This is a genomic window from Ramlibacter monticola (assembly GCF_016722785.1).
Taxonomy (GTDB): Bacteria; Pseudomonadota; Gammaproteobacteria; order Burkholderiales; family Burkholderiaceae_C; genus Ramlibacter; species Ramlibacter monticola.
This window is the reverse complement of sequence record NZ_JAEQNE010000002.1, coordinates 435,817-460,402: the sequence shown is the minus strand read 5'-3', so window position 1 is coordinate 460,402 and position 24,586 is coordinate 435,817. Positions and strand designations below refer to the sequence as shown.

The window sequence follows — 24,586 nt, the reverse complement described above, 5'->3', positions numbered from 1 at the left end:
TGCTCAGCCCACCAGCGCCTTGGTGGCGAAGAAGAGGAGGGAAGGGCCCAGCAGGCAGCCCAGCCCGGTGTGGAAGGTGGCGACCAGTGCGCCGTAAGGCACCAGCTTGCGGTCGGTGGCGGCCAGCCCTGCGGACACGCCGCTCACCGTGCCGGCCAGGCCGCCGAAGACCATCGCGGACCGCGGCGTCTTGAGCACCAGGAAGCGCGCGGCGATGGGGGTGCCGACCATCACGATGATGGCCTTGACCAGCCCGGTGGCGATGCTGAGCGCCATCACGTCGGGGCTGGCGCCGATCGCCGCACCGGTGACGGGACCGACGATGTAGGTGACCGCACCGGCGCCGATGGTCGTCATGCTCACCGCGTCCGAATAGCCGAAGGCGCGCGCCACGCAGGCACCCACGATGAAGGGCAGCACCGTGCCGAGCAGCAGCGACACGGCGCCGATCAGGCCGGCCTTGCGCGCCTCGGTGGCCTGCACCTCGAAGGCGGTGGCGACGATCGCGAAGTCGCGCAGCATCGCGCCTCCCATCAGCCCGATGCCGCCGAACAGCGACAGGTCCGCCAGGCCCCTGTGGCCGCCGGACATCTTGCCGCCCACGTAGGCCAGGCCGAGGCCGATCACGATCGCGATGGCTGAACCGTGGACCCGACCGAAGGTCAGGTGCCGCGAGATCTGGCCGGAGACCAGGACGATCAGGCCGACCAGCGCGAAGGCCGCGACCAGGCCGTTGCTCATGGCTGCTTTTTCCAGGATTTCGATCATGGCGTTCACTCCGCTTCCGTCAGCAGGGGGTTGTCGTGCAGCAGCGGGGCCGGGACGGGCTCGTGCTCGCCGCGCTCGCTGCGGTTGATCGCGGAGATCACGCCGGCGCAGACCAGCACCGTGATGGCCGCGGCCAGCAAGGCCACCGGGCCGCCCCGCAGCGCGGCGACCATGTCCTGCTGCGCGGCCATGGCGACCACCACCGGGATGTACAGGGCGCCCCAGTACTCGACGCCCAGCTCGGTGAGCTTGGGCAGGATCTGGCGCTGTTGCATGTAAAGGCGGGCGACGATGAGCAGCAGCATCGCGATGCCGACGCCGCCGACATTGGTCTTGACGCCCAGCGCGTGCCCCAGGAGGTCGCCCAGGAAGATGCCCAAGAGATGGCAGGTTGCCAGCAGGGCCGTGCCGTATATGATCATGTCCAGTTGTCTCCTAGTAGCGGCGGGCGCCTCGATGTCCTGCCGTGCCCGAATCCTCCGCGATGGGCCTGCCGCGCGCCATTCGCTTTCGATTGAGGCTGCCTTAGCCATGGATTGAGGAGCCGCCGCGCGTGATCAACCTCAGCCGCTTCGACCTCGTCTCGCTGCGCCTCTTCGTCGCGGTGGTGGACGCCGGCAGCCTCACGGCGGGCGCCGAGCGTTTCGGCATCTCGCTCGCGGCGGCGAGCAAGCGGATCGCGGAGCTCGAGCAGCATTGCGGGGTCGCGCTCCTGCAGCGCACGCAGCGCGGCGTGACTGCCACCTCGGATGGCTTGACCCTGCACCGGCACGCGATCGAAGTCGTCGCGCGCCTGGAGCAGCTCGCGCAGGCGGTCGACGACTTCCACTCCGGAGCCTCGGGCCACCTGCGGCTGTGCGCCAACCCCTCCGCCTTCGGCGGCTTCCTGCCGCGCGTGCTGGCCGACTACGCCGTCCGCTATCCGAAGGTGACGATCGAGCTGGAGGACGCGCTGAGCGAAGACGGCATCCGCGCCGTGCAGAAGGGCCTGGCGGAACTCGCGGTGATCGGCGACAACGTGCCTTGCGAAGGGCTGGAAACGCTGGTGTGCAACGTCGACCGGCTGGTGCTGCTGGTGCCGCGGGATCACCTGCTCGCCGGCCAGGAGCACATCGCGGTGGAGACGGCCTTCGACCACGACCTGGTGACGCTGGCGCGCAGCGCGTCGCTGACCCGCAAGGTGATGGCCGCTGCGGAGGCCGTGCAGCGCACGCCCCGCATCCGCGTGCAGGTGCGCAGCTTCGATGCGATGTGCCGGATGGTCGCCTCCGGCCTCGGCCTGGCCATCCTCCCGCGGCTGGCGGCAGCGCTCTACGCTGCTGCGCTGGGGCTGGTGCAAGTGGAGCTGAAGGGCGCGGCCACCGAGCGCGTGCTGCTGCTGGCCATGCGGCGCCGCTCGGAGCTGTCGGCCGCCGCGGCCGCGCTGGTGGACATGATCGAAGGCGAAGCGGCTACCCTGCGGGATCCAGGGTGACGGCGGCGGTGTCCTCCGTCTTCGCGAGAGCGCCTAGCCGTGTCCGTGAAGCGCAGGACCGTTTCCGGCCCAGCAGTCGAGGTCGTAGGCAGCACTCGCGACGCCACGGCGACCAGTCGGTACCCTGAGGCGGGCTTGGAATAGTTGCGGATTTCCTTCATTCACAGCTCGCGAACGGCTGGCCTCAAGTTGTCGATTGCCGGACATCACGGCGCCCGGCTGCCTTCGACTGCACGAGTGGGGAGTCGGTCAAGGCTGGATCCGCAAGATTCGCTGGGTCGCGTCCTGTTACGCGGCATGCCGTGACGGGGACCTTTTCCGCGCCGGGCTCCCCCGCGAGCACTCGCGCAGAATTTCGAGGAAGCGCTTCGCCAACGGCGGCAAGGCATGGCCCTTGCGCAGCATGACGCCGATCTCGCGCGTGAATCGCGCCTCGGCAAAGGGGAGCGGCGCGATGCCTCCTCCGCTCGGACCATCGAGCATGCCTTCGCTCATGATGGACACGAGGTCGCTGTGCACCAGCAAGCTGCTCAGTTGCACCGCAGTGTTGCTCACCTCCACCGCGATGCGTGGAGGGGGCAGACCCGCAGCGGCGAGGCGAGCCTCGACGCTGCGGCGTGCCGCCACGTCCGGGCCGGGAAGCATCCACTCGGCGCTCGCCAGGTCCTGGATGCGCACTCGGCGCCGTGACAGCAGCGGATGGTCTTCGCGCACCACCAGGCGCAGGTCGTCCTTGATCAGGGGAATCGTTTCGAGGTCTTCGGCCAGCACGCCCGGCAACGCGCTGATGCTGAGGTCCAGGTCGCCCAGGCGCAGCGCGGAGACGAGGGCGTCGTTCAGGTTGATCATGACGCGCACGCGCGCGGCTGGTCGTTGTTCGTGCAGCTGTACGCACGCTGGCACGAACAGGCGCTGCGCGTAAAGCGGCGAGACGCCCACCCGCAGCAGCCCCAGGGCGCCCAGATGCAGGTCCGCCGCTTCCTTGATGGCGTCGCCCAGGCTGGCACGCAGGATCTGCGTGCGCTGCCGGAACTGTTCGGCCACCGGCGTCAGCGTCATCCCCCGCGCGCCGCGAATGAACAGCGGGAAGCCCAGTTCCTTTTCCAGCCTGTGCAGGCCCTTGGTGAGGGCGGGCTGCGAAAGGCCGAGGGCGGAGGCGGCCCGGCGCACCTGGCCGTGCCGCGCCACCGCGAGGAAGTAGTCGATGTCGTCGAGCCGAACGGCCATCCGTGCCTCCGTGAACTTTCCCGCCTTTGGCGAGGGGGCCCCCGACCGATAACCAACCGTTATCGGAAAACGCGGCTGGATTATCCGCAAGCCGCGTCCCTTTTCCTAGACTGCCTCCATTCCCAAAGGAGACAAGCATGACGCACCGCATCCTGCGCCCGGAGATCCGGCCATGAACCTCGGCATGTACGTCGCGCGCAGCGCGCGCCACTGGCCGCAACGTCCGGCCATCCTGTTTCGCGACCGTGCCATCACCTACCGCGAGCTGGAGCAGCGCGCGAGCCGCCTGGCGCACGCGCTGCGCAAGCTGGGCCTGCAGCGCGGGGACCGCGTGGCGGTCGTGTCCCCGAACCGCCCGGAGATCGTGGAGCTCGAATGCGCGCTCTACAAGGCCGGCCTGGTGAAGGTGGCGCTGAATTCTCGCCTCGCGCCACAGGAACTTGCCGATGCGCTCGCGAACGCGGAACCCGCCGCCTGCCTGGCGGGTCCCGGGCACCGCGCGATGGTGGACGAGGCGTCCGCCGGCGTGCCGGCCCTGCAGCACCGCATCGCCTTCGATCCTGCGCCTGGGGCCGCGGAAGGACGCTGGCAATCGTACGAGCAGCTGCTTTCCGCGGCTCCCGACACCCCGTTCGGCTGCGAGGAGATGCGCGGGGAGGAACTGGCGGTGCTTCACTACACCTCCGGGTCCACCGGAAAGCTCAAGGCCGCGATGCAGACCGTGGGCAACCGCTTCGCCTCGCTGCGCAAGAACGTCATGGGGCGCATGCACGCCAAGCCCGGCGACCTGCTGATGCTGTCGGGTCCGATCACGCACGCGAGCGGCATGTTCATCCAGCCGATCCTCTACCAGGGTGCCACCATCCTGCTGATGGAAGGCTTCCGTCCCGCCGAGTACCTGGAGGCGATCGAGAAGCACCGCGTCACCATGGCCTTCCTGGTGCCCGCGATGATCCACGCGCTGTTGGCCGAGCCCGGCATCCGCACGCGCGACCTCTCCAGCCTGCGGCTCCTGAGCTACGGCGCCGCGCCCATGTCGCCGGCGCGCATCCGCGAAGCGTGGGCGGCATTCGGACCGGTGCTGGCCCAGGGCTACGGCGCGGGCGAAACCACGGGCGGCGTGGTGGGGCTCGGCATCGCCGACCACGCGCTGGCCATCGAGGGCGGTCGGCCCGAGCTTCTGGCCGCCTGCGGCCGGCCGATCGCCGAGTCCGACGTGCAGGTGCTGGACGACGAAGGCCGTCCGGTCAGCGGCGACACCATCGGCGAGATCTGCGTGCGCGGCCCCGACGTATTCGCCGGCTACTGGCGCGCTCCGGAACAGACCCGGCAGGCGCTCGATGCGAACGGCTGGCTGCGCACCGGCGACCTCGCGCGGGTGGACGAGGAGGGCTACATCTACATCGTCGACCGCAAGAAGGAGATGCTGGTCTCCGGCGGCTTCAACATCTACCCGACCGAGGTCGAGACGGTGCTGGCACAGCACCCCGCCATCTACGAGGTGTGCGTGGTCGGCGTGCCCGACGAGCACTGGGGTGAGTCGGTCAAGGCCGTGGTGGTGCTGCGCGAGGGCGCGAAGGCCAGTGACGGCGAACTGATGGAGTTCTGCCGCGGCCGCCTGGCCGACTTCAAGCGCCCCCGCTCGGTCGACTTCGTGCCCCAGCTGCCGAAGAACAGCAACGGCAAGCTCTCGCGCAAGGACGTGCGCGAACACTACTGGCGCGGCCGCGAGCGGCGCGTGAACTGAGCGAGGACGGCATGAACACTTCGACGACCGCGGCTCCCGCCGCCACAGCGCCCTGCGAGGGCTCCGACGCGGCGCGCGGCTTCATCGCGCGGCTCGACACCTTCCTGCGCGAGGAGCTGCAGCCCCTGGCCGCGCAGCACGGCGTCGACCACGAGCACGGAGCCTCGCGCGAGCTGCTGGAGCAGGTCTGGAAGCGCTCGCGCGACCGCGGCTTCTACGGCATGACCTTGCCGGAGGCGCTCGGCGGCGCGGGCTTCAGCGTGGAGGACCACGCGCTGATCAAGGAGCACATCTACGCCAGCGGCTCGCCGTTCGCGCCCCACGTGCTGGGCGAGCTGACGGGTCCGCCGCGTGTCGGCGCGCTGGCGAAGGTGGCCACGCCCGACCAGATGCAGCGCTTCATCCTGCCGGTGGCGCGCGCCGAGAAGGCGATCTGCTTCGCCATCACGGAGCCCGAGGCCGGCTCCGACGCCGGCGCCGTGCAGACGCGCGCCGTGCGGGACGGGGACGGCTTCGTGCTCGATGGCATGAAGCGCTTCATCTCGGGAGCTCCCTTGTGCGATGTGGCGGTGATCATTTGCTCGACCTCCGAGGATCCTGCCGTGCGCGAGACCACCGCCTTCTTCGTCGAGCGCGACCGGCCGGGCTTTCGCATCGAGGCAGGCTACAAGACCATGGCGGGCCAGTCCCACACCGGGAACATCGTGCTCACCGGCTGCCGCATCCCGGCTGCCAACCAGATAGGGGAGCGCGGACGGGGGCTCGGCCTGGCGCTGGGGCGCATCACGGTCAACCGGCTGCTGCATTGCCCGGCCATGCTGGGGCTGGCGCGCCTCGCGCTGCAGGACTCGATCGCGCACGCGACCCGACGGCGCCAGTTCGGCCAGCCGATCGGCGCCTTCCAGGCGGTGCAGCACCACCTGGCCGACATGGCCACGGAACTCGCCGCGGCGCGCGCGCTCATGCTGAGCGTGGCGCGCACGCTCGACGCAGGGGGGGACGGCCGGGCGGAAGCTTCGATGGCGAAGCTGTTCTGCTCGGAGACCGCCTTCCGCATCGCCGATCGCGCCGTGCAGGTGCACGGTGGCGAAGGCATCGTGCAGGGCAGCCGGGTCGAGTTCCTGTTCCGGCTGCTGCGCATGTACCGCGTGCTCACCGGCACCAGTGAAATCCAGCGCAACACCATCGCCCGCGAGTTGCTGGGCCATGCGATTCGCTGACGGCGAGAATCAAGGAGGCAAGCGGATGAACAGGATCAGCAGACGCACTTTCGTGCTGGCCACGGCCGGCGTGGCCATCGGCTTGAACGCCCGGGCCGACGAGTACCCCTCGCGCGCGATCAAGTGGGTCGTTCCCTACCTGGCGGGAACGGCGCCGGATACCACCGTGCGCATCGCCGCCGAGGCCATGTCCGAGGTGCTGAAACAACCCATCGTGGTGGAGAACAAGGGGGGCGTGGCGGGCAATCTTGGCGCGCAGCTCGCGGCGCGGGCAGCGGCCGACGGCTACACCTGGATCTATTCGGCCACCCCGATGGCCACCAACATGCGCATGTACCGCAAGCCGGGCTACGACGTGATGAAGGACTTCATCCACGTAGGGGGCATCACGCGCTCGGACGTGGTGATCGTGGTGCCGGCCGACGCCGGCATCAACACCGTGAAGGAACTGGTCGAACGCATGCGCCAGAAGCCGGGCAAGCTGTCCTATGCATCGGGCGGCATCGGCACGCCCGCGCACATGGGCGCCGAGCTGATCCTGAAGACCACGGGCGTGAAGGCATTGCATGTCCCGTACAAGGGCGCTTCCGAATCCGTCAACGCCGTGCTGGGCAAGCAGGTGGACTTCGCCCTGACCATCAGCTCCGTGTCGCTGCCCCACATCCGCGCCGGCAAGATCAAGGCCCTGGCGATCACGGCGCCGACGCGCAATCCGCGCCTGCCGGACGTGCCCACCCTCGCCGAAGCGGGCATTCCCGGCATCGACCTGGTTTCGTTCGGCGGACTGTCCGTGCCCGCCGGCACGCCCGCGCCTGTCGTGCAGAAGATCGAGGAGGCACTGCGCAAGGCGCTCGCCGAACCCGCAGTGCGGACGAAGCTGGAGGCCAACGGCGCCTCGGTGGTGGCGAGTTCGCGCGAGGAATACTCGCGCAGCCTGCAGGGGGAGATTGCCCTGGCGGAGAAGATGATGAAGGTGGCGGGGATCAGTCCGCAGTGAGCCGCGTGATGGCGGTGGTGCGTTGCGGAGCACTGTGCAGTGATGACCGCATCGGCGTCGAAGGCAGCCGTTCCAGGGGGACGAAGTGCCATCAGCTGACGCCCAGGAGTCGATCACGGGCTGACGACCGCGACGGCGCGGCCCCATCTCCGCGTCACTGGCTGCGCAGGCCTCGATCTCCTGATTCGGGCGAGAATGGACGCAGCACATTCCGAGGAGTGCCACATGAGTACCAGTGAGCAACGCAAGCAGTGGGCCGCGCATCTCGCGGACGAAGGCCGGGCACTGGAGGTGCAGCAACGGGCAGCGGGCGCAACCCACTCGCCGACGGAAGGACCGCTGCCCCATACCGTCATCGAACTCGAGTCCGCGGTCGCCGCTGCCGTGGCAGCGGAACGGCAACGTTGCGCCGAGATCGCCGACAGCTGGTGCCTGGAGGCGAAGGTGCTCGAATCCTTCGCCGACTTCACGCAAGGGGAGCTGCGCGCGGCCGTCGCCACGGCGCGCGCGGCCGCCACCGAAATCCGCAAGGGGGCAGCGCCCCCAGGTGCTCCGTGAGCAACTCCCCCCCGGGATGCGGTGCCGGTCTCAGGACAGCAGCGAGATATCGGATGCCTGTGGGCCTTTGGCACCCTGCGTCACGGTGAACTGGACGCGGGCATTTTCGGCCAGCGCACGCGCACCTTGCGCGCCGCGGATCTCGCTCGAATGCGCGAACAAGTCCTTGCCGCCGTTGTCAGGCGTGATGAAGCCATAGCCCTTGGTCTCGTTGAACCATTTCACGGTGCCGGTCTGTTGAGGGGTCATGTCGATGTCTTTCGCGGAAGTTCCGGCAGCGCAACGCCGCGCGGTGCTGACGCCAAGAAGTCATCGGTGGGAGATTCGACTGCGGCTCGCCGCAACGGGGAGCAGGGGAGGAGAGACCTAGAGATGCAGGCTCTTGTGAAACGTCGGCCGGATCAGTGTATGCGATCGAGGTAAGGGCTGTCTCGAACGCTGCGAGGTTTTGTCGTGGACGCGAGGCGAAGTCATCAGCGGCTGCCCGGTCGATTTTTCGTTCGGTACGCTTCATGGACATGGGTCGAGGCCGTCCCGACCGATGCCAAGCTCCAGCATGGGCGATGCGCGGCACGCGAGAAAAGCATACGGCGCGCCCCGTTCCGCTGCTACCATGCCTTTTCTTAGCAGGTGAAGGATGCATCGCCAATTCGACTACAGAGGCCATCGAGTGCAGACCACGGTGCTGCCGGATCAAGGCCGCTGGGCTTACCGGATCGATGAGGACGAGATGCACACGAGCAAGGACGTTCGCCTGCCTGCGAAGGAAGAGGTCCTGTTCGCGGAAGCAGAAAAGGCAGCGCGAGCGCACATCGACGGCGCGGAACGCAGACGCGTGTTTCGAGCGGAGCGGGACGCAGGCAAATGAAGGCTCGGCGCCTCGGCCGGGCGACGCCGGGAGCCTCCCGCCGATCCGCGGTTCAGGTGCCAATTTCGCGATCAGCCGCGTTCGCAGCGCGCTGAAAGCTTGCGCAGGCCGTGGCTACAGCGACGTGGGGCGTGCCCGCACCCGCGCTTCACGAAGCTTGCCGCGCCCGATCAGGCCGCATCCTGGCGCGGCAGGCTCACGGTAAACGTCGTTCCGTCCGCTCGCGTGGATTCGATCGTCAACTCGCCGCCGTGCGAGAGCACGATCTCGCGGCAGATGTACAGACCGAGGCCGAGGCCGCCCGCAGCCTCCTGGGGCCCTTCGCGCGTGCGATACCTCGCTCCCCGCTGGAGGGGCTGGAAGATCAGCTCCCGTTCTTCGTCGGGAATCGGCTCGCCGTAGTTGTGCACCGAGACGCACACGTGGCTCGGCGTGGACCACATCTGCACGGTGACCTCGGTCCACAGCGATCCATGGAGCAGCGCGTTGCCAAGCAGGTTGGACAGCAGCTGGCCCATCCGGCCTTCGTCCCAGCTCCCCTGGAAGTCGCCCGAAGCTTCCATGCGCACCATCCTCTCGGGATGGCGGACCTGTGTCTCTTCCACGACCTTGGCAAGCTGTTGCGCAAGGTCGCCCGGCTTGCGGACCACGGGCATCACTCCGTCGGCCTGCGCCCGCGTGAAGTCCACCACCTGTTCGATGATGGCCTTGATGCGCGTTGCCGCGTTGTTGATGGGCGCCGCTGCCGTTTCCGACAGCTTGCCCGAACGCACGAGCCCCGCAACGCTCATCAGGATCGTGCCGAGCGGGTTGCGTATGTCGTGGCCGAGGATGCCGATGAACAGTTCCGCCGACGTGCCGGTCTGGTTCGTGTAGCGCCCGATGGACTCCGCGATGGCCTGGTCGATGGCTTCGTTGAAGCGAGTCAGGTCCGTCAGGTCCTCCGCCCGGGTGCCGCCGCCGTGCCTGGCCCACAGCTTGAGGACACTGGCGCGCAGCGCCCGGTACTCGGTGATCATGGCGTCGACCGCGAAACCTGCAACCATGCGGAAATCCGCGTGGACCTCCGCTGCGGTGGGCAGCGATGCGCGCGGCCCGAGCCCCTTGCCCTTCGCGTCCTGCTGCTCGGGGGACTGGGGCCGTCTCAGGTCGGCGGCGATCGTCCTGAGGATCTCGCAAGCGTGGTCGCGCAGGGCAATCGCGTCGAGCGTGTTGCCCCCGTGGCTGACCGTTGCGGCGAATTCGTCCCAGGCCACCAGGATCTCTTCGGCATGGGAGGCGATGAAATCGGAGAGTCGCGGCCGTAGCTGGGGAGCGTCCGCGGGTTGCTCCACCAGGGGGTGAACGTTCAGGGAGGAGAGTTGCATGGGCACCTCGATTCAGGGGTGCGCTTGCAGACTGACCGGGCAGACCCATCGGCTGGGGCACAACGGAAGCCGAATCAGTGGAGGAGCAGAGTGTAGACCTTTCGCCGCGACTTCGCCCCCTGGAGAAACTGCGAGGCTGGCTGGACCGGGCGGTGTGTATTTTGTCGCTGCACCTTCGCGGTGCCGACGCCGGACCAGCGGGCGCACTCGTGAACGGCGGCTGGGCTATGCGAAGGCGGGCGGAATAAAACGGCGGCTGCCTCCGTCTACCCGGATGACAGGCGATACCGACCCCCCTTGTCGCCTGGCACAACCTCTTCACCTTCGGAGCCTCCCATGTACAAGCCTTCCCTCCCGTCCCTGTTCGCCGGCGCCCTGGCGCTGTCCGCTTTCGGTGCCTTTGCCGCCCCCGCCGACGACGCCCGCACGCACTTCCAGGCCATCGCGTCGGGCGACGTGCAGATCCTGATGCGCGGCTACGCCGAGAACGCGCAGTTCAACTGGATCGGCGGCCCGCTGGACGGCACCTACACCACGCCCGAGGCGATCCGGGGCGTGTGGACCAAGTTCACCGGCGCGCAGGGCCCGCTGAAGGTGAGCGTCGACCGGCTCGAGGAGTCCGCCAACCCCAAGGGCTCCACGATCTCGGCCAACGTGCAGTTCGAGGGCAAGTCCGCGATCAAGGTACGCTACGTGCTCACCTTCCGCGACGGCCGGATCGTCAGCGAGACCTGGCAGATCGATCCCAAGCTGGCCGTCGCCACGGCGTACTGATCCCGTCCTTTCCCCGGAGCAACCCACGCGCAACGATGCAGCACGCCGATGATCAGCAACTGGTGAGCTGGGTGCCGCGCCTGCGCCGCTACGCGCGCGCGCTGGCGGGCAACCGGGAGGATGCCGACGACCTGGTGCAGGACACGCTGGAGCGGGCCTGGACCAAGTCCTCGCTCTGGTCCGGCGTGGCCGACATGCGCGCGTGGCTGTTCGGGATCATGCACAACGTGCACGTCGACCGGGTGCGCCGCCCGCGCCTGGCGACGGTCGACCTCGACGAGGACACGCCGGAGGTGCCGGTGGCGCCCGCGCACAACGACCGGCTGGCGGTCCTCGACCTGCAGGCGGCACTCGACCAGCTGCCCCTGGAGCAGAAGGAGATCCTGCTGCTGGTCGCGCTCGAGGACATGGCCTACGCGGACGTCGCCAAGTCCCTGGGCATCCCCATCGGCACCGTGATGTCGCGCCTCTCGCGCGGACGCGAGAGGCTGCGCGCGCTGATGGAAGGGCGCCCCGAGCCGGTTCGCCTGAAGGTCGTGAAATGAGGATCCAGCCATGACCGTTCCCATCCCGATCACCGAATCCGACCTGCATGCCTGGGTCGACGGCCAGCTGCCCCCCGAGCGGGCGCGGGAAGTCGAGGCGTACCTGGCCAGTCATCCCGATGACCTGCGGCGCGCGGAAACCTGGCGCGCCCAGAAGCAGGAGCTCAAGGGCCTGTTCGATCCGGTGCAGGACGAGCCGATCCCGGCGCAGCTGCTGCGCGAGGCGCGGCCGCGCAGGCCGTGGTGGGCCGAGCGGCTCGCCGCCGGCGTGGCCATCGCCGTGGTGAGCGGCGCGGCCGGCTGGGGGCTGCGCGGGGAATCCGTCGCGCATTCCGCGGCGGGCGCTGCGCCGGCGCCGGGCATCGTCCAGGTCTCCGCCTTCGCGCAGCGCGCCGCGATCGCGCATGCCGTGTTCACGCCGGACCAGCGCCGGCCGGTGGAGGTCGATGCCGCGCACGAGGACCAGCTGGTCACCTGGCTGTCCAACCGCATGGGTACCCCCATGCGGCCGCCGCACCTGCAGGAACAGGGCTACGTGCTCGAAGGCGGCCGGCTTCTGCCGGGAGGCAAGGGACCGGTTGCGCAGTTCATGTACCGCGACCCCGCCGGCCGCCGGCTGACGCTGTACGTGTCGAACCAGCTCGGGGACATCGCCGAAGCGCGAGGACCCGCCTCCCGCCCCGCCAACGGGGAGACCGCCTTCCGCTTCGCGCGGGAGGGCGAGGTCAACGTCTTCTACTGGGTCGACGGGCCCTTCGGCTATGCGCTGTCGACCGAAGCGGACAAGGGGGAACTGGGCCGTGTTTCGGGGGAGGTCTACCGGCAGCTGACGGCGCACCGCTGAAGCCGCCGGGGTGCCTCCACCCGCGCGGGCCTGCGTGCGTGCTTCGAGATCGGAGGGAAGCGCTCAGGGGTGCCACCGGGACACTGCCGCCGGCGTCGCCGGCGAGCGGCTTCCCGCCAGCGCATACGAGAGCTGGTTCGCCGCACGGATCACCAGCTTCGCGTACTTCTCCAGCCTCGCCTTCGTGAGGCGCGAGCTGGGACCCGAGATGCACATGGAGCCGAGGAGGCGCCAGTTCAATCCGAACACCGGCGCGGCCACGCTCGCGACCTCGGCCTCCCGCTCGCCCAGCGAGATGTGGAAGCCCCGCTCGCGGATGCCCTCGTAGGGCGCCCCGGCAGCGCCGCTGAAGGCGAGGATCACCCGGCCCGGCGCGCCCTTGTCCAGCGGCAGGCGTTCGCCGATGCGCACGTTGTGCCGCACGGACTGCGGCCCCTCCACGCGCGCGACGCAGGAGCGGATGGCGCCCTCGCGCACGTAGAAGGAGGCGCTTTCGCCGGTCTCCTTCACCAGCTGGTGCAGTGCCGGTTCCACCACGTTGTTGACGTCGAAGCCCGCCTGGTAGCGTGCCCCCAGCCAGCCGGCGGCAGGGCCCAGGCGCCACTGTCCGTCGTCGGTCTGCACCATGTACTGCGACAGGGCCAGGGTGCGGGCGAGCCGCAGCGTGGTGGTCTTGTGCATGCCGACGCGCCGGCTCAATTCCGCCAGGCTCAGGGACGACTCGCCCACCTCGAACGCTTCCATCAGCGAGAGGGCCCGCGTCACGGCCGTCACGCCGCCTTGCGTGGCCTCGGCATCATCCTGGTTCGGGTCGCGCATGCGGCTTCGGGGTTCGCTGTGTGAAACCGCATTGTAGGCAGTGCAACCGACGTTAACAGCCCGCGCCCTGAGCCGCAGAGCGCGGACCAGGAGACAAGACCCGATGTGGCTTTCGGCGGCGATCCGGCGCCAGAATGCGTATCCTTCCAGCTTCGAGTGCGCGCGACAGGAAGGCCCGTCATGAAGCTGGCCGCTGGGTTCTTGACAGCGATGCTCGCTGCCTGCGGTGGCGGCGGCGGCGGTGGCGGCGGCGGCGGCGATGCCGGTCCGGCGCCCTCACCGGCACCGCCACCAGCGCCCGATCCGCAAGCGCCGCGGTCCTTCGCGCTGGTGACAGAGGTGGCTGCATCCGGGTTGGCAGAGCCCGTGTTCGCCACGGCCCCCGAAGGCGATGCGCGCCTGTTCGTCGTCGAACGCGCGGGCCGCATCGTGATCGTGCAGGGCGGCGCCAGATCGGCCAGGCCCTTCCTGGACATCGCGGCACGGGTCGGCACCACGGGCGAAGGCGGGCTGCTGTCGATGGCGTTCGACCCGCGGTACGCCGTCAACGGATTCTTCTACCTCTATTTCACCGAGGCGAGCGGCGACATCGCCATCGAGCGCTTCCGGGTCTCCGCGGCCGATCCGGACGTCGCGGACCCGGCGCCGCTGCGCATCCTGACGATCCCCCACCGCACGTTCTCCAACCACAAGGGCGGGCTGGTCCGGTTCGGCCCGGATGGCTTTCTCTACTTGGGCACGGGAGACGGCGGGGGTGGCGGCGATCCCTCGCGCAACGGACAGAACCTCGACTCCTTGCTGGGCAAGCTTCTTCGCATCGATGTGCGCAACGCCACCGCTGCGGCACCTTACGCGATCCCCTCCGGCAATCCTTTCACGGGGCAGCCGAACCGGCGCGCCGAGATCTGGGCCTACGGCCTGCGCAACCCCTGGCGCTACGCGTTCGATGCACCCACGGGGCGGCTCTACATCGGCGACGTCGGCCAGGCTCGCCTCGAGGAGGTGGACGTGAGCCCCGCCGACAGCCCGGGTCTCGACTACGGCTGGAACGTGACCGAAGGCACGGAGTGCTTTGCCCCCGACTCCTGCGACAAGGCGGGGATCACCCTGCCGGTCCTGGAATACGGGCACGATGCGGATGGCGGATGCTCCGTCATCGGCGGCTTCGTCTATCGGGGCAGCGCGTTCCCCGAGCTCGAGGGAAGGTACTTCTATTCCGACCTTTGCGGCGGCTGGCTGCGCAGCTTCGTCTTCAGCGGCAGCACGGCAAGCGACCCGCGGCAATTCATCGCGAGCATGGGGACGGTCCTGTCCTTCGGCGAGGACGGCCAGAAGGAGTTGTACGTGCTCACGGGGGCAGGGGAGGTCCTGCGGATCCAGCGCGTGTTCCAGTAGCCGGCGCTGCGAGCGTCGGCTTCAGTCGATCGGCCAGGGCATCTCCTTGGGCAGGCCTTCGCTCGCCGGCACCGCTGTCTCGCGGTCCTGCGGCCCGGCCTGCGGCGCACGCTGGTCGACGCCGCGCCACCAGGGCTTCACGTCAGCCGCGTGCGCGGGCTCCACGGGCTCCCCGAGCAGGGGCATGACGAGCTGCGCGCCCAGGCCCGGCCCGAGTTCCAGCAAGGTTTCGGCGGGGTCGTCCCACGGATGCATCGCCAGGCTGAAGGTGCCCCAGTGGATCGGCAGGAAGGGCCCGCCCCCCAGCAGCCGCAGCGCCTCCAGGGCGTTCTTCGGACCGAGGTGGATGTCGCCCCAGGCCGGATGGAAGGCGCCGACTTCCAGCATCACCAGGTCGAACGGCCCCAGCCGCTCGCGGATCGACGCGTATTCCGTCGTCAGTCCGGTATCGCCGCTGAAGAAGAGGCCGTGGCGTTCCGAACGCAGCACGAAGGAGGACCAGAGCGTCGCGTTGCGATCCTTCAGTCCGCGTCCCGAGAAGTGCTGCGAGGGAGCGGCCGTCACGCGGAGGTCCGTGCCGGGCAGCCGGTGCGATTCCCACCAGTCGAGTTCCACGATGCGCTCCGGCGGTACGCCCCACGCCTCGAGGTGCGCGCCGACGCCGAGCGAGGTGACGAAGGGGACGTCGACGTGGGCCAGCTCGCGGATGGTGGAGTAGTCGAGGTGGTCGTAATGGTCGTGGGAGACCAGCACCAGGTCCGGCCGCGGCATCTTGCGCAGCGGCACCGGCACGGGCTGGAAGCGCTTCGGGCCGGCGAAGCGGGAGGGCGAAGCGCGCGGCCCCCACACCGGGTCGGTGAGCACGCGCAGGCCGTCGATCTCGAGCAGCAGCGTGGAGTGGCCGAGCCAGGTCACGCGCAGCCCACTGGCGGGCGCTCGCCCCCAGGTGTCCAGCGGGTTCAGGGCGGGCAGCGGCGCGAGCGGCACGCGCCGTTCCCCGCCGCAGAGGAAGTCGGTGAGCGAAGGCATCGTGGCCTGGGGATCGCGCAGGCCCGGCAGGACCGGATGCACGTTGCGGAAGCGATCCCCGGCCCACAGGGGGGAGGCCTTCATGCGTTCCAGCCGCGCACCCGCGGCCCTGCTGCCGAGCGATTTCATGCGTGCCCTCGTGAATGGAGGCGCGGGACGCGCCCACACGCGGAGGATAGGGCAGAACTCGGGTACGCCTTCCCTTCGCGTTCCACCCACGAGGGACTTCGTCATGAGCATTCCTGTTGATCTGTCCAAGCTGGCGGAAGTCATGGTGCGCTACCGCTTTGCGTACCTGCTGACGTCGAGCGAGCGCGGTGCGCCGCATGCGGTGGCCGTGACGGCGGTGCTGCAAGGGGGCGAACTGGCCGTGGACGAGACCGGACGCCGCACCCGTGACAACGCCCTGCAGCGGCCGGAAGTGGCGCTGGTGTGGCCGCCGCAGTCGGAGTCGGACTATTCCCTGATCGTCGATGGGCGGGCCGTCGCGGCGGGCGACGGTCTGCGCATCACGCCCACGCGCGCGGTCCTGCATCGGCCCTCGCTGCCCCGCCAGCCTGCTGCGCCGGGGGCCTGCGGGTCCGATTGCGTGGAAATCGCCTGAGCGGCGGCCCGGTATGGGACGAAGGTCCCATGGCAGGGTTCACGCCGTCCCCGCGAAATCGGCGACTGCCGACCCCGGAGTCGCCATGACGATCCGTGCCACGCGCGAAGCCATTTCCCAGATCTTCTATCAGCGCTGCTTCTGGCTGTTCGCGGTGCTGCTGCTGCTGATCGGCGCGGTGTCTTTCGTCCCGGCCAGCGATGGCGGCCGGCTGCTGCTGAACACCGTCAACATGTTCGTGCTCATCGCCACGGTCGCCGCGGTCGGGCGAACGACGCTGTCGTTCGTCATCGCATTGATGCTCGCCATCCCTGCGGTGTGGTTCCAGTATGTCGGTCTCTGGCAGGACAGCGACGCGGACCTCGCGTGGTCGTGGATGTTCAGCGCCGCGCTCTATGCCATTGGCACCAGCTACCTGCTTCGCTACGTCTTCCAGCCGAGGGTCATGACGCAGGACAAGCTGTTCGGCGCGGCGGCCGCGTACCTCCTGATCGGGGTGCTTTGGGCCTACCTCTACGCGATCGTCGGCTTCTTCTATCCGCAGTCCTACCTCGTGGTCGGGCAGCCGGGGCAACTCGTGTACGCCGATGCGCTTTACATGAGCATGACCGTGCTGACCAGCACGGGGTTCGGCGACGTGGTGCCGCTCACGCGGCCGGCGCGCGGCGTCTGCATGATCGAGCAGGTCTCGGGCGCGCTGTTCGTCGCGATCCTCATCGCCCGCCTGGCGGGCGTGTATCCGCCGCGGGAAAGCTACGTCGACGACCAGGCCCCCTGATCGGCCCGCAGCGACAAATCGCGATGCCCTGCGGGGTGGTTTGGTGACAACGAAATCCCCGAGCGGAGGCGCGACGAACCCCCAATTGAAAAAAAAAGTCACGCTCGCGGGCTCGAATTCGAGCGCGTGACGTCAACGCGCGCCGCTTGCTGAGCCTCTTCGCGGCTGATGCCAGCGCAGCGCAGACTGTCGGATGTTTCGAAATCTGCGGACACATTTCTCCTCCGGACGCCCGCGATACTCGCGGCTTTCCGAGTTGGGAGGATCCATGGCGAGCGCAAGCCAGGCAAGCGCATTCCTGCATGAAAGAAATTTCCCCGAGCCGCACCTGGTGCAGGCCGGGGACGACGGGCTCGAACTGCTGGCGCGCGTGCGGGCGGAGCAGCTCATGACCGTGCGCCTGCTTCATCTCCTGGCCCGCTGCGCCAAGCTGGACCTGCTCCACGATCCGGACGACAAGGTCGGCGCGGTGCTGGACGCGCAGCGGCGTCGGCAACTGCGCCTGCGCGACCTCGAGGAAGCCCGCGCCGAGCACCACGCCCTCCGTCAGGCCCAGCGCGCCGAACTTCAGCGCGCGAAGGACAGCGGTGGCGCGAAGCGGCTGCCTCTCCCGGGCTTTCCCCTGGACATGAACTGACGGACGACGATGACCAAGACTCTCCTCCTGCTGGCGGCCGCCGCCCTTGCGTGCGCCAGCCATGCGGGCGACATCCGCATCCGGGACATCCGCATCGGCATGACCGTGAAGGAGTTCGACGCCGCGTACCCCAAGGGGGTGGAGCCCGGGTTCGCCATCGCAGGCGCGAACGCGCGGAGTGGGTTCGCGCCACCCGCGGTGCAGTTCAGGAACGGGAAGCTGGAGCAGTTCTCCGCCTGCTTCGCGGGGCAGGATTTCGAGCGGATCCGCAGGGCCGTGGTGGCGAAGAACCCGTCGGTCCAGTGCGCCGCGAAGGAGCGATTCGCGGTCTGCCACGACGATGAAGGAGGCTTCGTGCTCACCCGGTCGGGGAGCACGACCCTGCTGCTCCTGCAGTCGCGGCGCATGGCGGCCGAAGCGGAGCGCGCGCTCGTCGAACTGCTGCCGGAGGGCGACAGCACGGGCATGTGAACGGGCGGGCCAAGGAACGCAAGAGGCGCGCCGGCACTCCAACCGCGAAAGGAGATGCCCCATGACCCGCAAGCTCTTCGCCGCCGTCGCGCTGGCCGCCCTGTGGAACCTCGCACCCGCCGCGGAAAAGGCGGTCTTGCTGCCGCCGCCCGCGCAGGACGCCGCGAGCGCCGCCCCCACGGAGACGGCCGTGTTCGCAGGCGGCTGCTTCTGGGGCGTGCAGGCGGTCTTCCAGCACACGAAAGGCGTGCGCAACGCGGTCTCGGGCTACGCGGGCGGCGACAAGGCCACGGCGCATTACGGTCTCGTGGGCTCCGGCGTCACGGGCCATGCGGAATCCGTGCAGGTGACCTACGATCCGAAGCAGGTTTCGTACGGCACGCTGCTGCAGGTCTTCCTCTCGGTCGCGCACGATCCGACGCAGCTCAATCGGCAGGGGCCGGACGCCGGCACGCAATACCGGTCGGCGGTGTTCTATGCGACGCCGCAGCAGAAGGAAGTCACCGAGAAGTACATCGCGCAGCTCGAGGCCGCGAAGGTCTTTCCGAGGAAGATCGTGACGCAGGTGGCGCCGCTCAAGGGCTTCTACCCGGCGGAGGGCTACCACCAGGACTACGCCACGCGGCATCCCGATTCGCCGTACATCGCGACTTTCGACCTGCCCAAGATCGCGAACCTGAAGACGGCGATGCCGCAGGTCTGGCGCGACACGCCGGCGCTCGTTTCGCAGGCGAAGGACTGACGGTTCCTAACCCTCGGCCCCGGTGTCGCGAACGAAGACCAGCCGCTGCGTCGGCACGAAGCCGATCCCCTGGAAGAAACCGAGCAGTTCGAGGTCGGCCACCTTGACGAGCGTTTCGACGCGCGTCGCCTGCAGTTGCGACACGTACTCGAACAGGCGCGAGACCAGCGCCCGGCCCAGTCCGCGATGCGCGTACTCCGGATCGACCCCGATGGTGTCGAGCACCGCGGCCGGCTGCGTCCGGCCGAAGTCCCCGAGGTCGGCCCGCGCCATGACGAAGCAGACGATGGCGCCATCGATGCGGCCCACGAGCGAGACGTGGATCGTCGAATCCTCCAGCGCCTCGTCGAAGCGCGCCCGGATGTATTCGCTCCGGTCCCGGCCGGTGATGGCGCGATCCACCCGCAGGATCTCCTGCAGGTCCGCGGCCGTCATCGGCCGGACCTCGGCGCTTCCCCGCGCCATCCGCTCGTGATCGTTCGCCTCCGGCGCGCCGAAGTCGGCCTCCTGTCCGAAGCCGCGACCCTGGGAGAGCGTCACGACGGGATCCTCCGAGGCCGGGGCCTGCGCCACGGACATGCCCAGCACGATGTCGGGCGCGAGCCGGAACCGCATCGCCCGCAGCCAGCCGAGCATCGGGGCGTCGCCCCAGGGTGCGGAAGTGCGGATCTCGTGGATTCCGTGGCGCGAGGCCCATTGCGCCAGCGCTTCCAGCAGTTTCCCGCCGGCGCCGAGCCGCCGGGCGTCGGCCCGGACGCCGATCAACTCCAGCCGCAGCGAAGCTTCGGTCCGGCCGAACTCCCCCTGGAGCACCCTGGCGAGGATGTAGCCCGCGAGGCGGCCTGCGTGCTGCACGGCGAACTGCACATGCAGCGCCGGATCGCGCAGGGCCGCGGCCAGGCGCCGCTCCACGTACGTGCGGCGCGAATGCCCCTGGATGGCCGCATCGAGGGCAATCACCGATGGCAGGTCGTCCGGCGCAAGCGGACGGATCGTCAGGGACTGTTCCTTGGTTTCGCTCATCGCTGTGTCTCCGTTCCGCGGGGGCCCCCGCTGCTGGCTCGGAGGCAGAATAGGCACCCTCGCCGGACGTGGGTTTGCGCAAGCTCAAGTCTTGCGTGGGCGCCTCAGGCCGTGCGGTCCTCCTGCAGCCCCAGTTCCTCCTTCATGGCTTCGCGGATCCTGAACTTCTGGATCTTGCCGGTCACCGTCATCGGGAAGGCGTCGACGAAGCGGATGTAGCGCGGGACCTTGTAGTGCGCGATCTGGCCGCTGCAGAACGCGCGCACCTGCTCCTCGGAGAGCGCCTGCCCGGGCCTGCGGACGATCCACGCGCACAGTTCCTCGCCGTACTTGCGATCCGGCACGCCGACCACCTGCACGTCCTGCACCTGCGGCATGCGGTAGAGGAATTCCTCGATCTCGCGCGGGTAGATGTTCTCGCCGCCGCGGATCACCATGTCCTTGATGCGGCCGACGATGTTGACGTAGCCCTCGTCGTCCATCGTCGCGAGGTCGCCGGTATGCATCCAGCCCTCGGCGTCGATCGCCTCGCGGGTCTTCTCGGCATCGTCCCAGTAGCCGAGCATCACCGAGTAGCCGCGCGTACACAGTTCGCCGGTCGCGCCGGTCGCCAGCGCGGCACCCGTCTCCGGGTCGGCGATCTTCACCTCCAGGTGCGGCTGCACCTGGCCCACCGTGGACACGCGCCGCTCGAGCGGCGTGTCGGTGCTGCTCTGGCAGCTCACGGGGCTGGTCTCGGTCATGCCGTAGGCGATGGTGACCTCGCCCATGTGCATCTCGCTCACCACCCGCTTCATGACCTCGATGGGGCAGGGCGAGCCGGCCATGATGCCGGTGCGCAGCGTCGACAGGTCGAACTCGCGGAAGCGCGGGTGGTCGAGTTCGGCGATGAACATCGTCGGCACGCCGTGCAGGCCGGTGCAGCGTTCCGCCTGCACCGTCTCGAGCACGGCCAGCGGGTCGAAGGCGTCGTTCGGGTAGACGATGGTCGAGCCGTGCGTCAGGCAGGCGAGGTTGCCGAGCACCATGCCGAAGCAGTGGTACAGCGGCACGGGGATGCACAGGCGGTCGGCCGGCGTGAGCTTCATCGCCTCGCCGATGAAGAAGCCGTTGTTCAGGATGTTGCGATGGGTCAGCGTGGCGCCCTTGGGGAATCCCGTCGTCCCGCTGGTGAACTGGATGTTGATGGCGTCGGTCGCGGCGAGCGACGCGGCGATCGCGGGCAGCCGCGGATCCTCCGGGTTGCCGCGCGCCAGCAGTTCGGAAAAGCGCAGCATGCCCGGCTGCTCGTCGCCCCGGCCGGCCTCGTCGATCCACACGGTGTGCCGCAGGTGCGGCAGCTTCGCCGGACCCAGTTCGCGCAGCATGCCGAGGTAGTCGCTGGTCTTGAAGCGCGCCATCGTGACGAGCGTCTTGCAGGCCACCTTGTTCAGCGCGTATTCGACTTCGGCGGTGCGGTACGCCGGGTTGATGTTCACGAGCACCAGGCCGACCTGCGCGGTCGCGAGCTGCATCAGCACCCACTCGGCGTTGTTGTGCGACCAGATGCCGACGCGGTCGCCCTTCTGGAGCCCGAGTCCGAGCAGCGCGCTCGCGAGCTGGAGCGAGGCCTGCCGCAAGCCGGCGTAGCTGTAGCGGCGGTCCTGGTGGCGGCTCACCAGCGCGGGATGCTCCGCCTGCCGTTGCGCCATGGCGGCGAAGAAGGTGGGGATGGTCTCTTCGATCAGCGGTGTGCCGGTGGCACCTCGCGCATGGGCGACTCGCGTCTGGCTGAGCATGGCCTGGTCTCCGGATTGGGTGCAGGCCGCAAGAATAGGCCGGGAAGGCGGGGGCACGCGGGCCACCGGGTTGCAAATCGTGCCACGGGCCACGCGGATCCACCCGCTTCGCCCAGGAAGTAGACTCGCGCCCACAGACACGGACGACGGACAGATGGACAAGCCGACGGCCCAGCGCTACCGGGGTGACTTCGTCGCCTGGACGGGGGTGTGCGGTTTCATCGGAGAGGGCGGGGATGGGACGCCGATCGCGCCGCACTCCCACTACGCGATCCAGCTGGCGATCGGGGCGCCCGGCGGCTTGCGGGTGCAGTTCGGCCGGCACGGTGAATGGCAGTCCTGCGCGGCGGCCTTGTTTCCCTCCAGGGCGACGCACAGCATCGACGTGAACGCGTGCGCCATGAGCGCCGTCCTCTTCATCGAGCCCGAGACCCCCCAGGGCAAGGCGCTGGCGGCCCGCCTGCAGGGCCGGCTCGAACTGCTGGAGCCCGCCGCGGTGTCCCCGGCCGCCCGGCGCCTGGAAGAAGCCTGGCGCGTGGACGGGAGCTACGACGCCGTCAAGGCGGTCTGCCTGCAGCTCATTCAGGACCTGAGCGGAACGGCGCCACGGGAGCCCTCGGATGCCCGGGTGCTCGCGGCGATCGAGTACATCCGGCAGAGAGTCGACCAGGCCGTTTCGCTTCCCGAGGTGGCCAGCGCCGCCCATCTTTCGCCGGAACGGTTCCGCCATCTCTTCGTGGAGGAAACCGGCATGCCGCTGCGGACCTACCTGCTCTGGCGCAGGCTCCTGCACGTGTGGACCCTCCTCATGGGCGGCGAGACGCTCTCCGCCGCTGCGCACGCGGCCGGCTTCGCCGACTCGGCCCACCTGTCGAGGACAGCCCGGACCATGTTCGGGCTGCCGCCTTCGATCCTGCAGATGGCTGGCCCGCTCAGTACGAAGGCTCGCGAACAGGCCCGGCCTGGACGACCGGGCCGGTAAGCGTCCGCAGGAACGCGGCGAGGTCCTGGATGTCGGCGGCGGATAGCCGGATGGCCTGGCGGTCCGCGTGCCTTTCGCCCGGCTGCGCCAGTTCGCTGTGACCGGTCACCGCCTTCGGGGAGGTGGCGTAGTGCTGCACCACCTGCTCCAGCGTGGAGAACTGGCCGGCGTGCATGTACGGCGCGCGTTCGGCCACGTTGCGCAGGCCGGGGGTCCGGAAGGCGGCCAGCTGGCCCGGGTCGTCCGTGGCGAGGAATTGCAGCTCCCCGCATTGCTCGGGCCTGGCATCGCTGTACGGTCCGAGGCAGTTGAACTCGTCCTGCAGCAGCTTGCGCACGCCGTCGGCCCGGCCGCGGTCGGGAACTGCCCGGGCGATCGGGGGAACACCGGTGTTGTGGAAGGCATGGTCGGTCAGAAGCGGCCCGTTGTGGCACGTGGCGCACTGCCCCTTTCCCAGGAACAGGCGCAAGCCCCGCACTTCCCGCGGCGACAGGACCTCCTGGCCTCGGGCGTCACCGGCCGCGGTGGCCTCCGCATAGCGATCGAAGCGCGACTCGCCATAGGAGACCTTGCGCTCGAAGGCGGCGATGGCCTTGCCCATGTTCGCGAACACCCGGTTGACCGCCTCCCGGCTGCCCTGCGTCATCGTCGCCCAGGCCGCGCGCTCGGCGTCGGTGCCGGCCGGCGAGGCATCGTCCGGCAGCTTGCCGAGCGCCGGCATGGGGCCGAACACGGCCTGGTAGCTGTCGCCGTAATGGGCCTGGACGAGCCTGGCGAGGCGCACGCGGTTGCCGCCGTGTTCGGCAGCGTCCTCGAAGGGGCCCAGGGCCTGGGACCACAGACTGTCCTTGCGGCCGTCCCAGAAGAGGAAAGGCGCGTGCGCCGCGCCCATCACGGGCATCGTCCTGCGCTTGCCCTGGCCCAGGCCTTCGCCGAACTGCCGGCCATCCTGGAACTGCTTGTCGGCCGCATGGCAGCTCGCACACGCCACCTCCCCGTTGCGGCTCAGGCGCTTGTCGGTGAAGAGGGCGCGTCCCAAAGCCGCCGCCTCGGCGCGCTGCTCGTAGGCGTTGGACGGGTCCGCGGGGCGCGGGCCGGCTTCCTTCAGGCGCATGGAGGCGAGGGTGGCGACTTCCTGCGCCGACCAGGGATCGCGCAGGTTCGCCCTGTTCGCCGCCTGCGCGGCGACGGCGGTCACCGCGACGGCTGCGACGGCGGCGATGGCCCTGGCCAGCCAGGATCCGGGGGGACGGAGGACGGGCGCGGTCACTGCCGCACCTGCGGGTTGGCCACGAGGGTGTTGAAGGTCACCCGGTCGGCACCTTGCGGGCCCTGGATGGCCAGCTTGAGCTCCCACCAGCCCGTCATGCTGAACTTCATGCCATCGAGCTGGTAGCTGCCGTCGGCCAGTTCGCGCGTCACGCGCGGCTGCGTGGGCAGGCCGTGACCGTGCTGGGGCATGCCGCCGTCGACGGCGAACCTCGCACCCTGCACGGGCGTGCCGTCGGCGCTGGCGAGCGTCACCTTCCAGCTGTGCATCTGGTTGATGGCCGGCGCCTGCGCGGGGGGCACGAGCGTCACGCGGTAGGTGCCGGCGGCGGAGGGCTTGTCGAGCGAGAGGTCCAGGTCCTTGGGGGGCGTGCCGCAGCCTGCGATGCCCAGGATTCCCAGGGCCGTCACCGCGGCGAGTGCGGACCTGGCGGCGAGCCGCAGGAAGGCGGAACGATCGTCGTGCCGCGCGGTGGCTCGGAGGCGAGGGGGGAAGGCAATCATGGGGTGCTCCGGTGAGATTCGATGCAGCGAATTCTTCCGATCCGGAGGGGCGCCGGCTTGAACGCAGCGGCTGGCGCGGCAGCCGTTTCGTTCAAGTCGCTCGGCGCTGGAGGGGGTGAGGCGGATGCGATTCACGCCGCCGCGACGTACCGACTCACGTCGAACA

General features: G+C 69.3%; 27 protein-coding genes. 16 read left to right on the top strand and 11 right to left on the bottom strand.

What is annotated here, in order from left to right:
• Positions 1 to 3 precede the first annotated feature (3 nt).
• Positions 4 to 768 (bottom strand): malonate transporter subunit MadM, encoded by a 765-nt coding sequence (gene madM, locus JJ685_RS10095; RefSeq protein ID WP_201674118.1) that lies wholly within the window; start codon positions 766 to 768, stop codon positions 4 to 6.
• 5 nt (positions 769 to 773) lie between these two features.
• Positions 774 to 1,190: a malonate transporter subunit MadL gene (gene madL, locus JJ685_RS10090; RefSeq protein WP_201674117.1), complete on the bottom strand. Its 417-nt coding sequence runs from the start codon at positions 1,188 to 1,190 to the stop codon at positions 774 to 776.
• A 131-nt stretch (positions 1,191 to 1,321) separates the two neighbouring features.
• On the opposite strand from madL, the gene JJ685_RS10085 reads away from it, so the two are divergent.
• Positions 1,322 to 2,242, top strand: coding sequence for a LysR family transcriptional regulator (locus tag JJ685_RS10085; protein ID WP_201674116.1), 921 nt, complete (start codon positions 1,322 to 1,324; stop codon positions 2,240 to 2,242).
• A gap of 288 nt (positions 2,243 to 2,530) precedes the next feature.
• Here JJ685_RS10085 and JJ685_RS10080 read toward each other — a convergent pair whose 3' ends face one another.
• Positions 2,531 to 3,559, bottom strand: a complete 1,029-nt coding sequence (locus JJ685_RS10080) for a LysR family transcriptional regulator (protein ID WP_201674115.1) — start codon at positions 3,557 to 3,559, stop codon at positions 2,531 to 2,533.
• Between the two features lie 82 nt (positions 3,560 to 3,641).
• Between JJ685_RS10080 and JJ685_RS10075 the strand changes: the two genes are divergently transcribed.
• The 4 genes from JJ685_RS10075 to JJ685_RS10060 all read left to right on the top strand — a co-directional run bounded on the left by JJ685_RS10075 (position 3,642) and on the right by JJ685_RS10060 (position 7,991).
• Positions 3,642 to 5,216 carry an acyl-CoA synthetase gene (locus JJ685_RS10075; protein ID WP_201674114.1) on the top strand — a complete coding sequence of 525 codons (1,575 nt, stop codon included), beginning with the start codon at positions 3,642 to 3,644 and terminating at the stop codon, positions 5,214 to 5,216.
• A gap of 11 nt (positions 5,217 to 5,227) precedes the next feature.
• Entirely contained in the window at positions 5,228 to 6,436 is a 1,209-nt protein-coding gene (locus tag JJ685_RS10070) for an acyl-CoA dehydrogenase family protein (RefSeq protein ID WP_201674113.1), read from the top strand.
• 25 nt (positions 6,437 to 6,461) lie between these two features.
• A complete protein-coding gene (locus JJ685_RS10065) occupies positions 6,462 to 7,433 on the top strand; it encodes a Bug family tripartite tricarboxylate transporter substrate binding protein (RefSeq protein WP_201674112.1) in 972 nt (323 codons plus the stop codon).
• A gap of 225 nt (positions 7,434 to 7,658) precedes the next feature.
• Positions 7,659 to 7,991 (top strand): hypothetical protein, encoded by a 333-nt coding sequence (locus JJ685_RS10060; protein WP_201674111.1) that lies wholly within the window; start codon positions 7,659 to 7,661, stop codon positions 7,989 to 7,991.
• Positions 7,992 to 8,021: 30 nt separating this feature from the next.
• Here the strand turns inward: JJ685_RS10060 and JJ685_RS10055 are convergent, their stop codons facing one another.
• Complete coding sequence (locus JJ685_RS10055) at positions 8,022 to 8,240, bottom strand: cold-shock protein (protein ID WP_201674110.1); 219 nt, start codon at positions 8,238 to 8,240, stop codon at positions 8,022 to 8,024.
• A 388-nt stretch (positions 8,241 to 8,628) separates the two neighbouring features.
• Here JJ685_RS10055 and JJ685_RS10050 point away from each other — a divergent pair, with 388 nt between their 5' ends.
• Entirely contained in the window at positions 8,629 to 8,859 is a 231-nt protein-coding gene (locus JJ685_RS10050; RefSeq protein WP_201674109.1) for an SPFH domain-containing protein, read from the top strand.
• A 170-nt stretch (positions 8,860 to 9,029) separates the two neighbouring features.
• Here JJ685_RS10050 and JJ685_RS10045 read toward each other — a convergent pair whose 3' ends face one another.
• Positions 9,030 to 10,115, bottom strand: coding sequence for a sensor histidine kinase (locus JJ685_RS10045; RefSeq protein ID WP_201674108.1), 1,086 nt, complete (start codon positions 10,113 to 10,115; stop codon positions 9,030 to 9,032).
• Between the two features lie 447 nt (positions 10,116 to 10,562).
• Between JJ685_RS10045 and JJ685_RS10040 the strand changes: the two genes are divergently transcribed.
• The 3 genes from JJ685_RS10040 to JJ685_RS10030 are packed head-to-tail and all read left to right on the top strand — an operon-like array spanning position 10,563 to position 12,389.
• Positions 10,563 to 11,000 carry a nuclear transport factor 2 family protein gene (locus JJ685_RS10040; protein WP_201674107.1) on the top strand — a complete coding sequence of 146 codons (438 nt, stop codon included), beginning with the start codon at positions 10,563 to 10,565 and terminating at the stop codon, positions 10,998 to 11,000.
• Positions 11,001 to 11,035: 35 nt separating this feature from the next.
• Positions 11,036 to 11,545, top strand: coding sequence for an RNA polymerase sigma factor (locus JJ685_RS10035; RefSeq protein WP_201674106.1), 510 nt, complete (start codon positions 11,036 to 11,038; stop codon positions 11,543 to 11,545).
• A 10-nt stretch (positions 11,546 to 11,555) separates the two neighbouring features.
• Positions 11,556 to 12,389: an anti-sigma factor family protein gene (locus JJ685_RS10030; RefSeq protein WP_201674105.1), complete on the top strand. Its 834-nt coding sequence runs from the start codon at positions 11,556 to 11,558 to the stop codon at positions 12,387 to 12,389.
• A gap of 63 nt (positions 12,390 to 12,452) precedes the next feature.
• Here JJ685_RS10030 and JJ685_RS10025 read toward each other — a convergent pair whose 3' ends face one another.
• Positions 12,453 to 13,208 (bottom strand): IclR family transcriptional regulator, encoded by a 756-nt coding sequence (locus tag JJ685_RS10025; RefSeq protein WP_201674104.1) that lies wholly within the window; start codon positions 13,206 to 13,208, stop codon positions 12,453 to 12,455.
• 105 nt (positions 13,209 to 13,313) lie between these two features.
• Here JJ685_RS10025 and JJ685_RS10020 point away from each other — a divergent pair, with 105 nt between their 5' ends.
• Positions 13,314 to 14,603: a PQQ-dependent sugar dehydrogenase gene (locus tag JJ685_RS10020; RefSeq protein ID WP_330901743.1), complete on the top strand. Its 1,290-nt coding sequence runs from the start codon at positions 13,314 to 13,316 to the stop codon at positions 14,601 to 14,603.
• A 21-nt stretch (positions 14,604 to 14,624) separates the two neighbouring features.
• On the opposite strand, the gene JJ685_RS10015 is transcribed toward JJ685_RS10020, so the two are convergent.
• Complete coding sequence (locus tag JJ685_RS10015; RefSeq protein WP_201674103.1) at positions 14,625 to 15,761, bottom strand: MBL fold metallo-hydrolase; 1,137 nt, start codon at positions 15,759 to 15,761, stop codon at positions 14,625 to 14,627.
• Between the two features lie 103 nt (positions 15,762 to 15,864).
• Between JJ685_RS10015 and JJ685_RS10010 the strand changes: the two genes are divergently transcribed.
• The 5 genes from JJ685_RS10010 (at position 15,865) to msrA (ending at position 18,864) form a co-directional block, all read left to right on the top strand.
• Positions 15,865 to 16,236, top strand: a complete 372-nt coding sequence (locus JJ685_RS10010) for a hypothetical protein (protein ID WP_201674102.1) — start codon at positions 15,865 to 15,867, stop codon at positions 16,234 to 16,236.
• Positions 16,237 to 16,321: 85 nt separating this feature from the next.
• Positions 16,322 to 17,014: a potassium channel family protein gene (locus JJ685_RS10005; RefSeq protein ID WP_201674101.1), complete on the top strand. Its 693-nt coding sequence runs from the start codon at positions 16,322 to 16,324 to the stop codon at positions 17,012 to 17,014.
• Between the two features lie 268 nt (positions 17,015 to 17,282).
• Entirely contained in the window at positions 17,283 to 17,651 is a 369-nt protein-coding gene (locus tag JJ685_RS10000; protein WP_201674100.1) for a hypothetical protein, read from the top strand.
• 9 nt (positions 17,652 to 17,660) lie between these two features.
• Positions 17,661 to 18,122 (top strand): hypothetical protein, encoded by a 462-nt coding sequence (locus JJ685_RS09995; RefSeq protein WP_201674099.1) that lies wholly within the window; start codon positions 17,661 to 17,663, stop codon positions 18,120 to 18,122.
• A 61-nt stretch (positions 18,123 to 18,183) separates the two neighbouring features.
• Complete coding sequence (gene msrA, locus JJ685_RS09990; RefSeq protein WP_201674098.1) at positions 18,184 to 18,864, top strand: peptide-methionine (S)-S-oxide reductase MsrA; 681 nt, start codon at positions 18,184 to 18,186, stop codon at positions 18,862 to 18,864.
• A gap of 6 nt (positions 18,865 to 18,870) precedes the next feature.
• Here the strand turns inward: msrA and JJ685_RS09985 are convergent, their stop codons facing one another.
• Both JJ685_RS09985 and JJ685_RS09980 read right to left on the bottom strand, forming a co-directional pair.
• Positions 18,871 to 19,887, bottom strand: coding sequence for a GNAT family N-acetyltransferase (locus tag JJ685_RS09985; protein ID WP_201674097.1), 1,017 nt, complete (start codon positions 19,885 to 19,887; stop codon positions 18,871 to 18,873).
• A 104-nt stretch (positions 19,888 to 19,991) separates the two neighbouring features.
• Positions 19,992 to 21,665 (bottom strand): AMP-binding protein, encoded by a 1,674-nt coding sequence (locus JJ685_RS09980; protein WP_201674096.1) that lies wholly within the window; start codon positions 21,663 to 21,665, stop codon positions 19,992 to 19,994.
• Positions 21,666 to 21,819: 154 nt separating this feature from the next.
• On the opposite strand from JJ685_RS09980, the gene JJ685_RS09975 reads away from it, so the two are divergent.
• On the top strand, positions 21,820 to 22,647 hold the full coding sequence (locus tag JJ685_RS09975; RefSeq protein WP_201674095.1) for a helix-turn-helix domain-containing protein: 828 nt from the start codon (positions 21,820 to 21,822) through the stop codon (positions 22,645 to 22,647).
• Here JJ685_RS09975 and JJ685_RS09970 read toward each other — a convergent pair.
• Together JJ685_RS09970 and JJ685_RS09965 are read right to left on the bottom strand one after the other, a co-directional pair.
• On the bottom strand, positions 22,598 to 23,917 hold the full coding sequence (locus tag JJ685_RS09970; RefSeq protein WP_330901742.1) for a cytochrome-c peroxidase: 1,320 nt from the start codon (positions 23,915 to 23,917) through the stop codon (positions 22,598 to 22,600). The two genes, JJ685_RS09975 and JJ685_RS09970, sit on opposite strands and share 50 nt — an antisense overlap.
• Positions 23,914 to 24,420 carry a FixH family protein gene (locus JJ685_RS09965; protein ID WP_201674094.1) on the bottom strand — a complete coding sequence of 169 codons (507 nt, stop codon included), beginning with the start codon at positions 24,418 to 24,420 and terminating at the stop codon, positions 23,914 to 23,916. The genes JJ685_RS09970 and JJ685_RS09965 overlap by 4 nt, the downstream gene beginning before the upstream one ends.
• Positions 24,421 to 24,586 lie beyond the last annotated feature (166 nt).

Bases quoted from the DNA above. Each gene is read 5' to 3' on its own strand.
- madM (WP_201674118.1), bottom strand. From the start codon at position 768: ATGATCGAAATCCTGGAAAAAGCAGCCATGAGCAACGGCCTGGTCGCG.
- madL (WP_201674117.1), bottom strand. From the start codon at position 1,190: ATGATCATATACGGCACGGCCCTGCTGGCAACCTGCCATCTCTTGGGC.
- JJ685_RS10075 (WP_201674114.1), top strand. From the start codon at position 3,642: ATGAACCTCGGCATGTACGTCGCGCGCAGCGCGCGCCACTGGCCGCAA.
- JJ685_RS10070 (WP_201674113.1), top strand. From the start codon at position 5,228: ATGAACACTTCGACGACCGCGGCTCCCGCCGCCACAGCGCCCTGCGAG.
- JJ685_RS10065 (WP_201674112.1), top strand. From the start codon at position 6,462: ATGAACAGGATCAGCAGACGCACTTTCGTGCTGGCCACGGCCGGCGTG.
- JJ685_RS10060 (WP_201674111.1), top strand. From the start codon at position 7,659: ATGAGTACCAGTGAGCAACGCAAGCAGTGGGCCGCGCATCTCGCGGAC.
- JJ685_RS10055 (WP_201674110.1), bottom strand. From the start codon at position 8,240: ATGACCCCTCAACAGACCGGCACCGTGAAATGGTTCAACGAGACCAAG.
- JJ685_RS10050 (WP_201674109.1), top strand. From the start codon at position 8,629: ATGCATCGCCAATTCGACTACAGAGGCCATCGAGTGCAGACCACGGTG.
- JJ685_RS10040 (WP_201674107.1), top strand. From the start codon at position 10,563: ATGTACAAGCCTTCCCTCCCGTCCCTGTTCGCCGGCGCCCTGGCGCTG.
- JJ685_RS10035 (WP_201674106.1), top strand. From the start codon at position 11,036: ATGCAGCACGCCGATGATCAGCAACTGGTGAGCTGGGTGCCGCGCCTG.
- JJ685_RS10030 (WP_201674105.1), top strand. From the start codon at position 11,556: ATGACCGTTCCCATCCCGATCACCGAATCCGACCTGCATGCCTGGGTC.
- JJ685_RS10025 (WP_201674104.1), bottom strand. From the start codon at position 13,208: ATGCGCGACCCGAACCAGGATGATGCCGAGGCCACGCAAGGCGGCGTG.
- JJ685_RS10015 (WP_201674103.1), bottom strand. From the start codon at position 15,761: ATGAAATCGCTCGGCAGCAGGGCCGCGGGTGCGCGGCTGGAACGCATG.
- JJ685_RS10010 (WP_201674102.1), top strand. From the start codon at position 15,865: ATGAGCATTCCTGTTGATCTGTCCAAGCTGGCGGAAGTCATGGTGCGC.
- JJ685_RS10005 (WP_201674101.1), top strand. From the start codon at position 16,322: ATGACGATCCGTGCCACGCGCGAAGCCATTTCCCAGATCTTCTATCAG.
- JJ685_RS10000 (WP_201674100.1), top strand. From the start codon at position 17,283: ATGGCGAGCGCAAGCCAGGCAAGCGCATTCCTGCATGAAAGAAATTTC.
- JJ685_RS09995 (WP_201674099.1), top strand. From the start codon at position 17,661: ATGACCAAGACTCTCCTCCTGCTGGCGGCCGCCGCCCTTGCGTGCGCC.
- msrA (WP_201674098.1), top strand. From the start codon at position 18,184: ATGACCCGCAAGCTCTTCGCCGCCGTCGCGCTGGCCGCCCTGTGGAAC.
- JJ685_RS09985 (WP_201674097.1), bottom strand. From the start codon at position 19,887: ATGAGCGAAACCAAGGAACAGTCCCTGACGATCCGTCCGCTTGCGCCG.
- JJ685_RS09980 (WP_201674096.1), bottom strand. From the start codon at position 21,665: ATGCTCAGCCAGACGCGAGTCGCCCATGCGCGAGGTGCCACCGGCACA.
- JJ685_RS09975 (WP_201674095.1), top strand. From the start codon at position 21,820: ATGGACAAGCCGACGGCCCAGCGCTACCGGGGTGACTTCGTCGCCTGG.
- JJ685_RS09965 (WP_201674094.1), bottom strand. From the start codon at position 24,420: ATGATTGCCTTCCCCCCTCGCCTCCGAGCCACCGCGCGGCACGACGAT.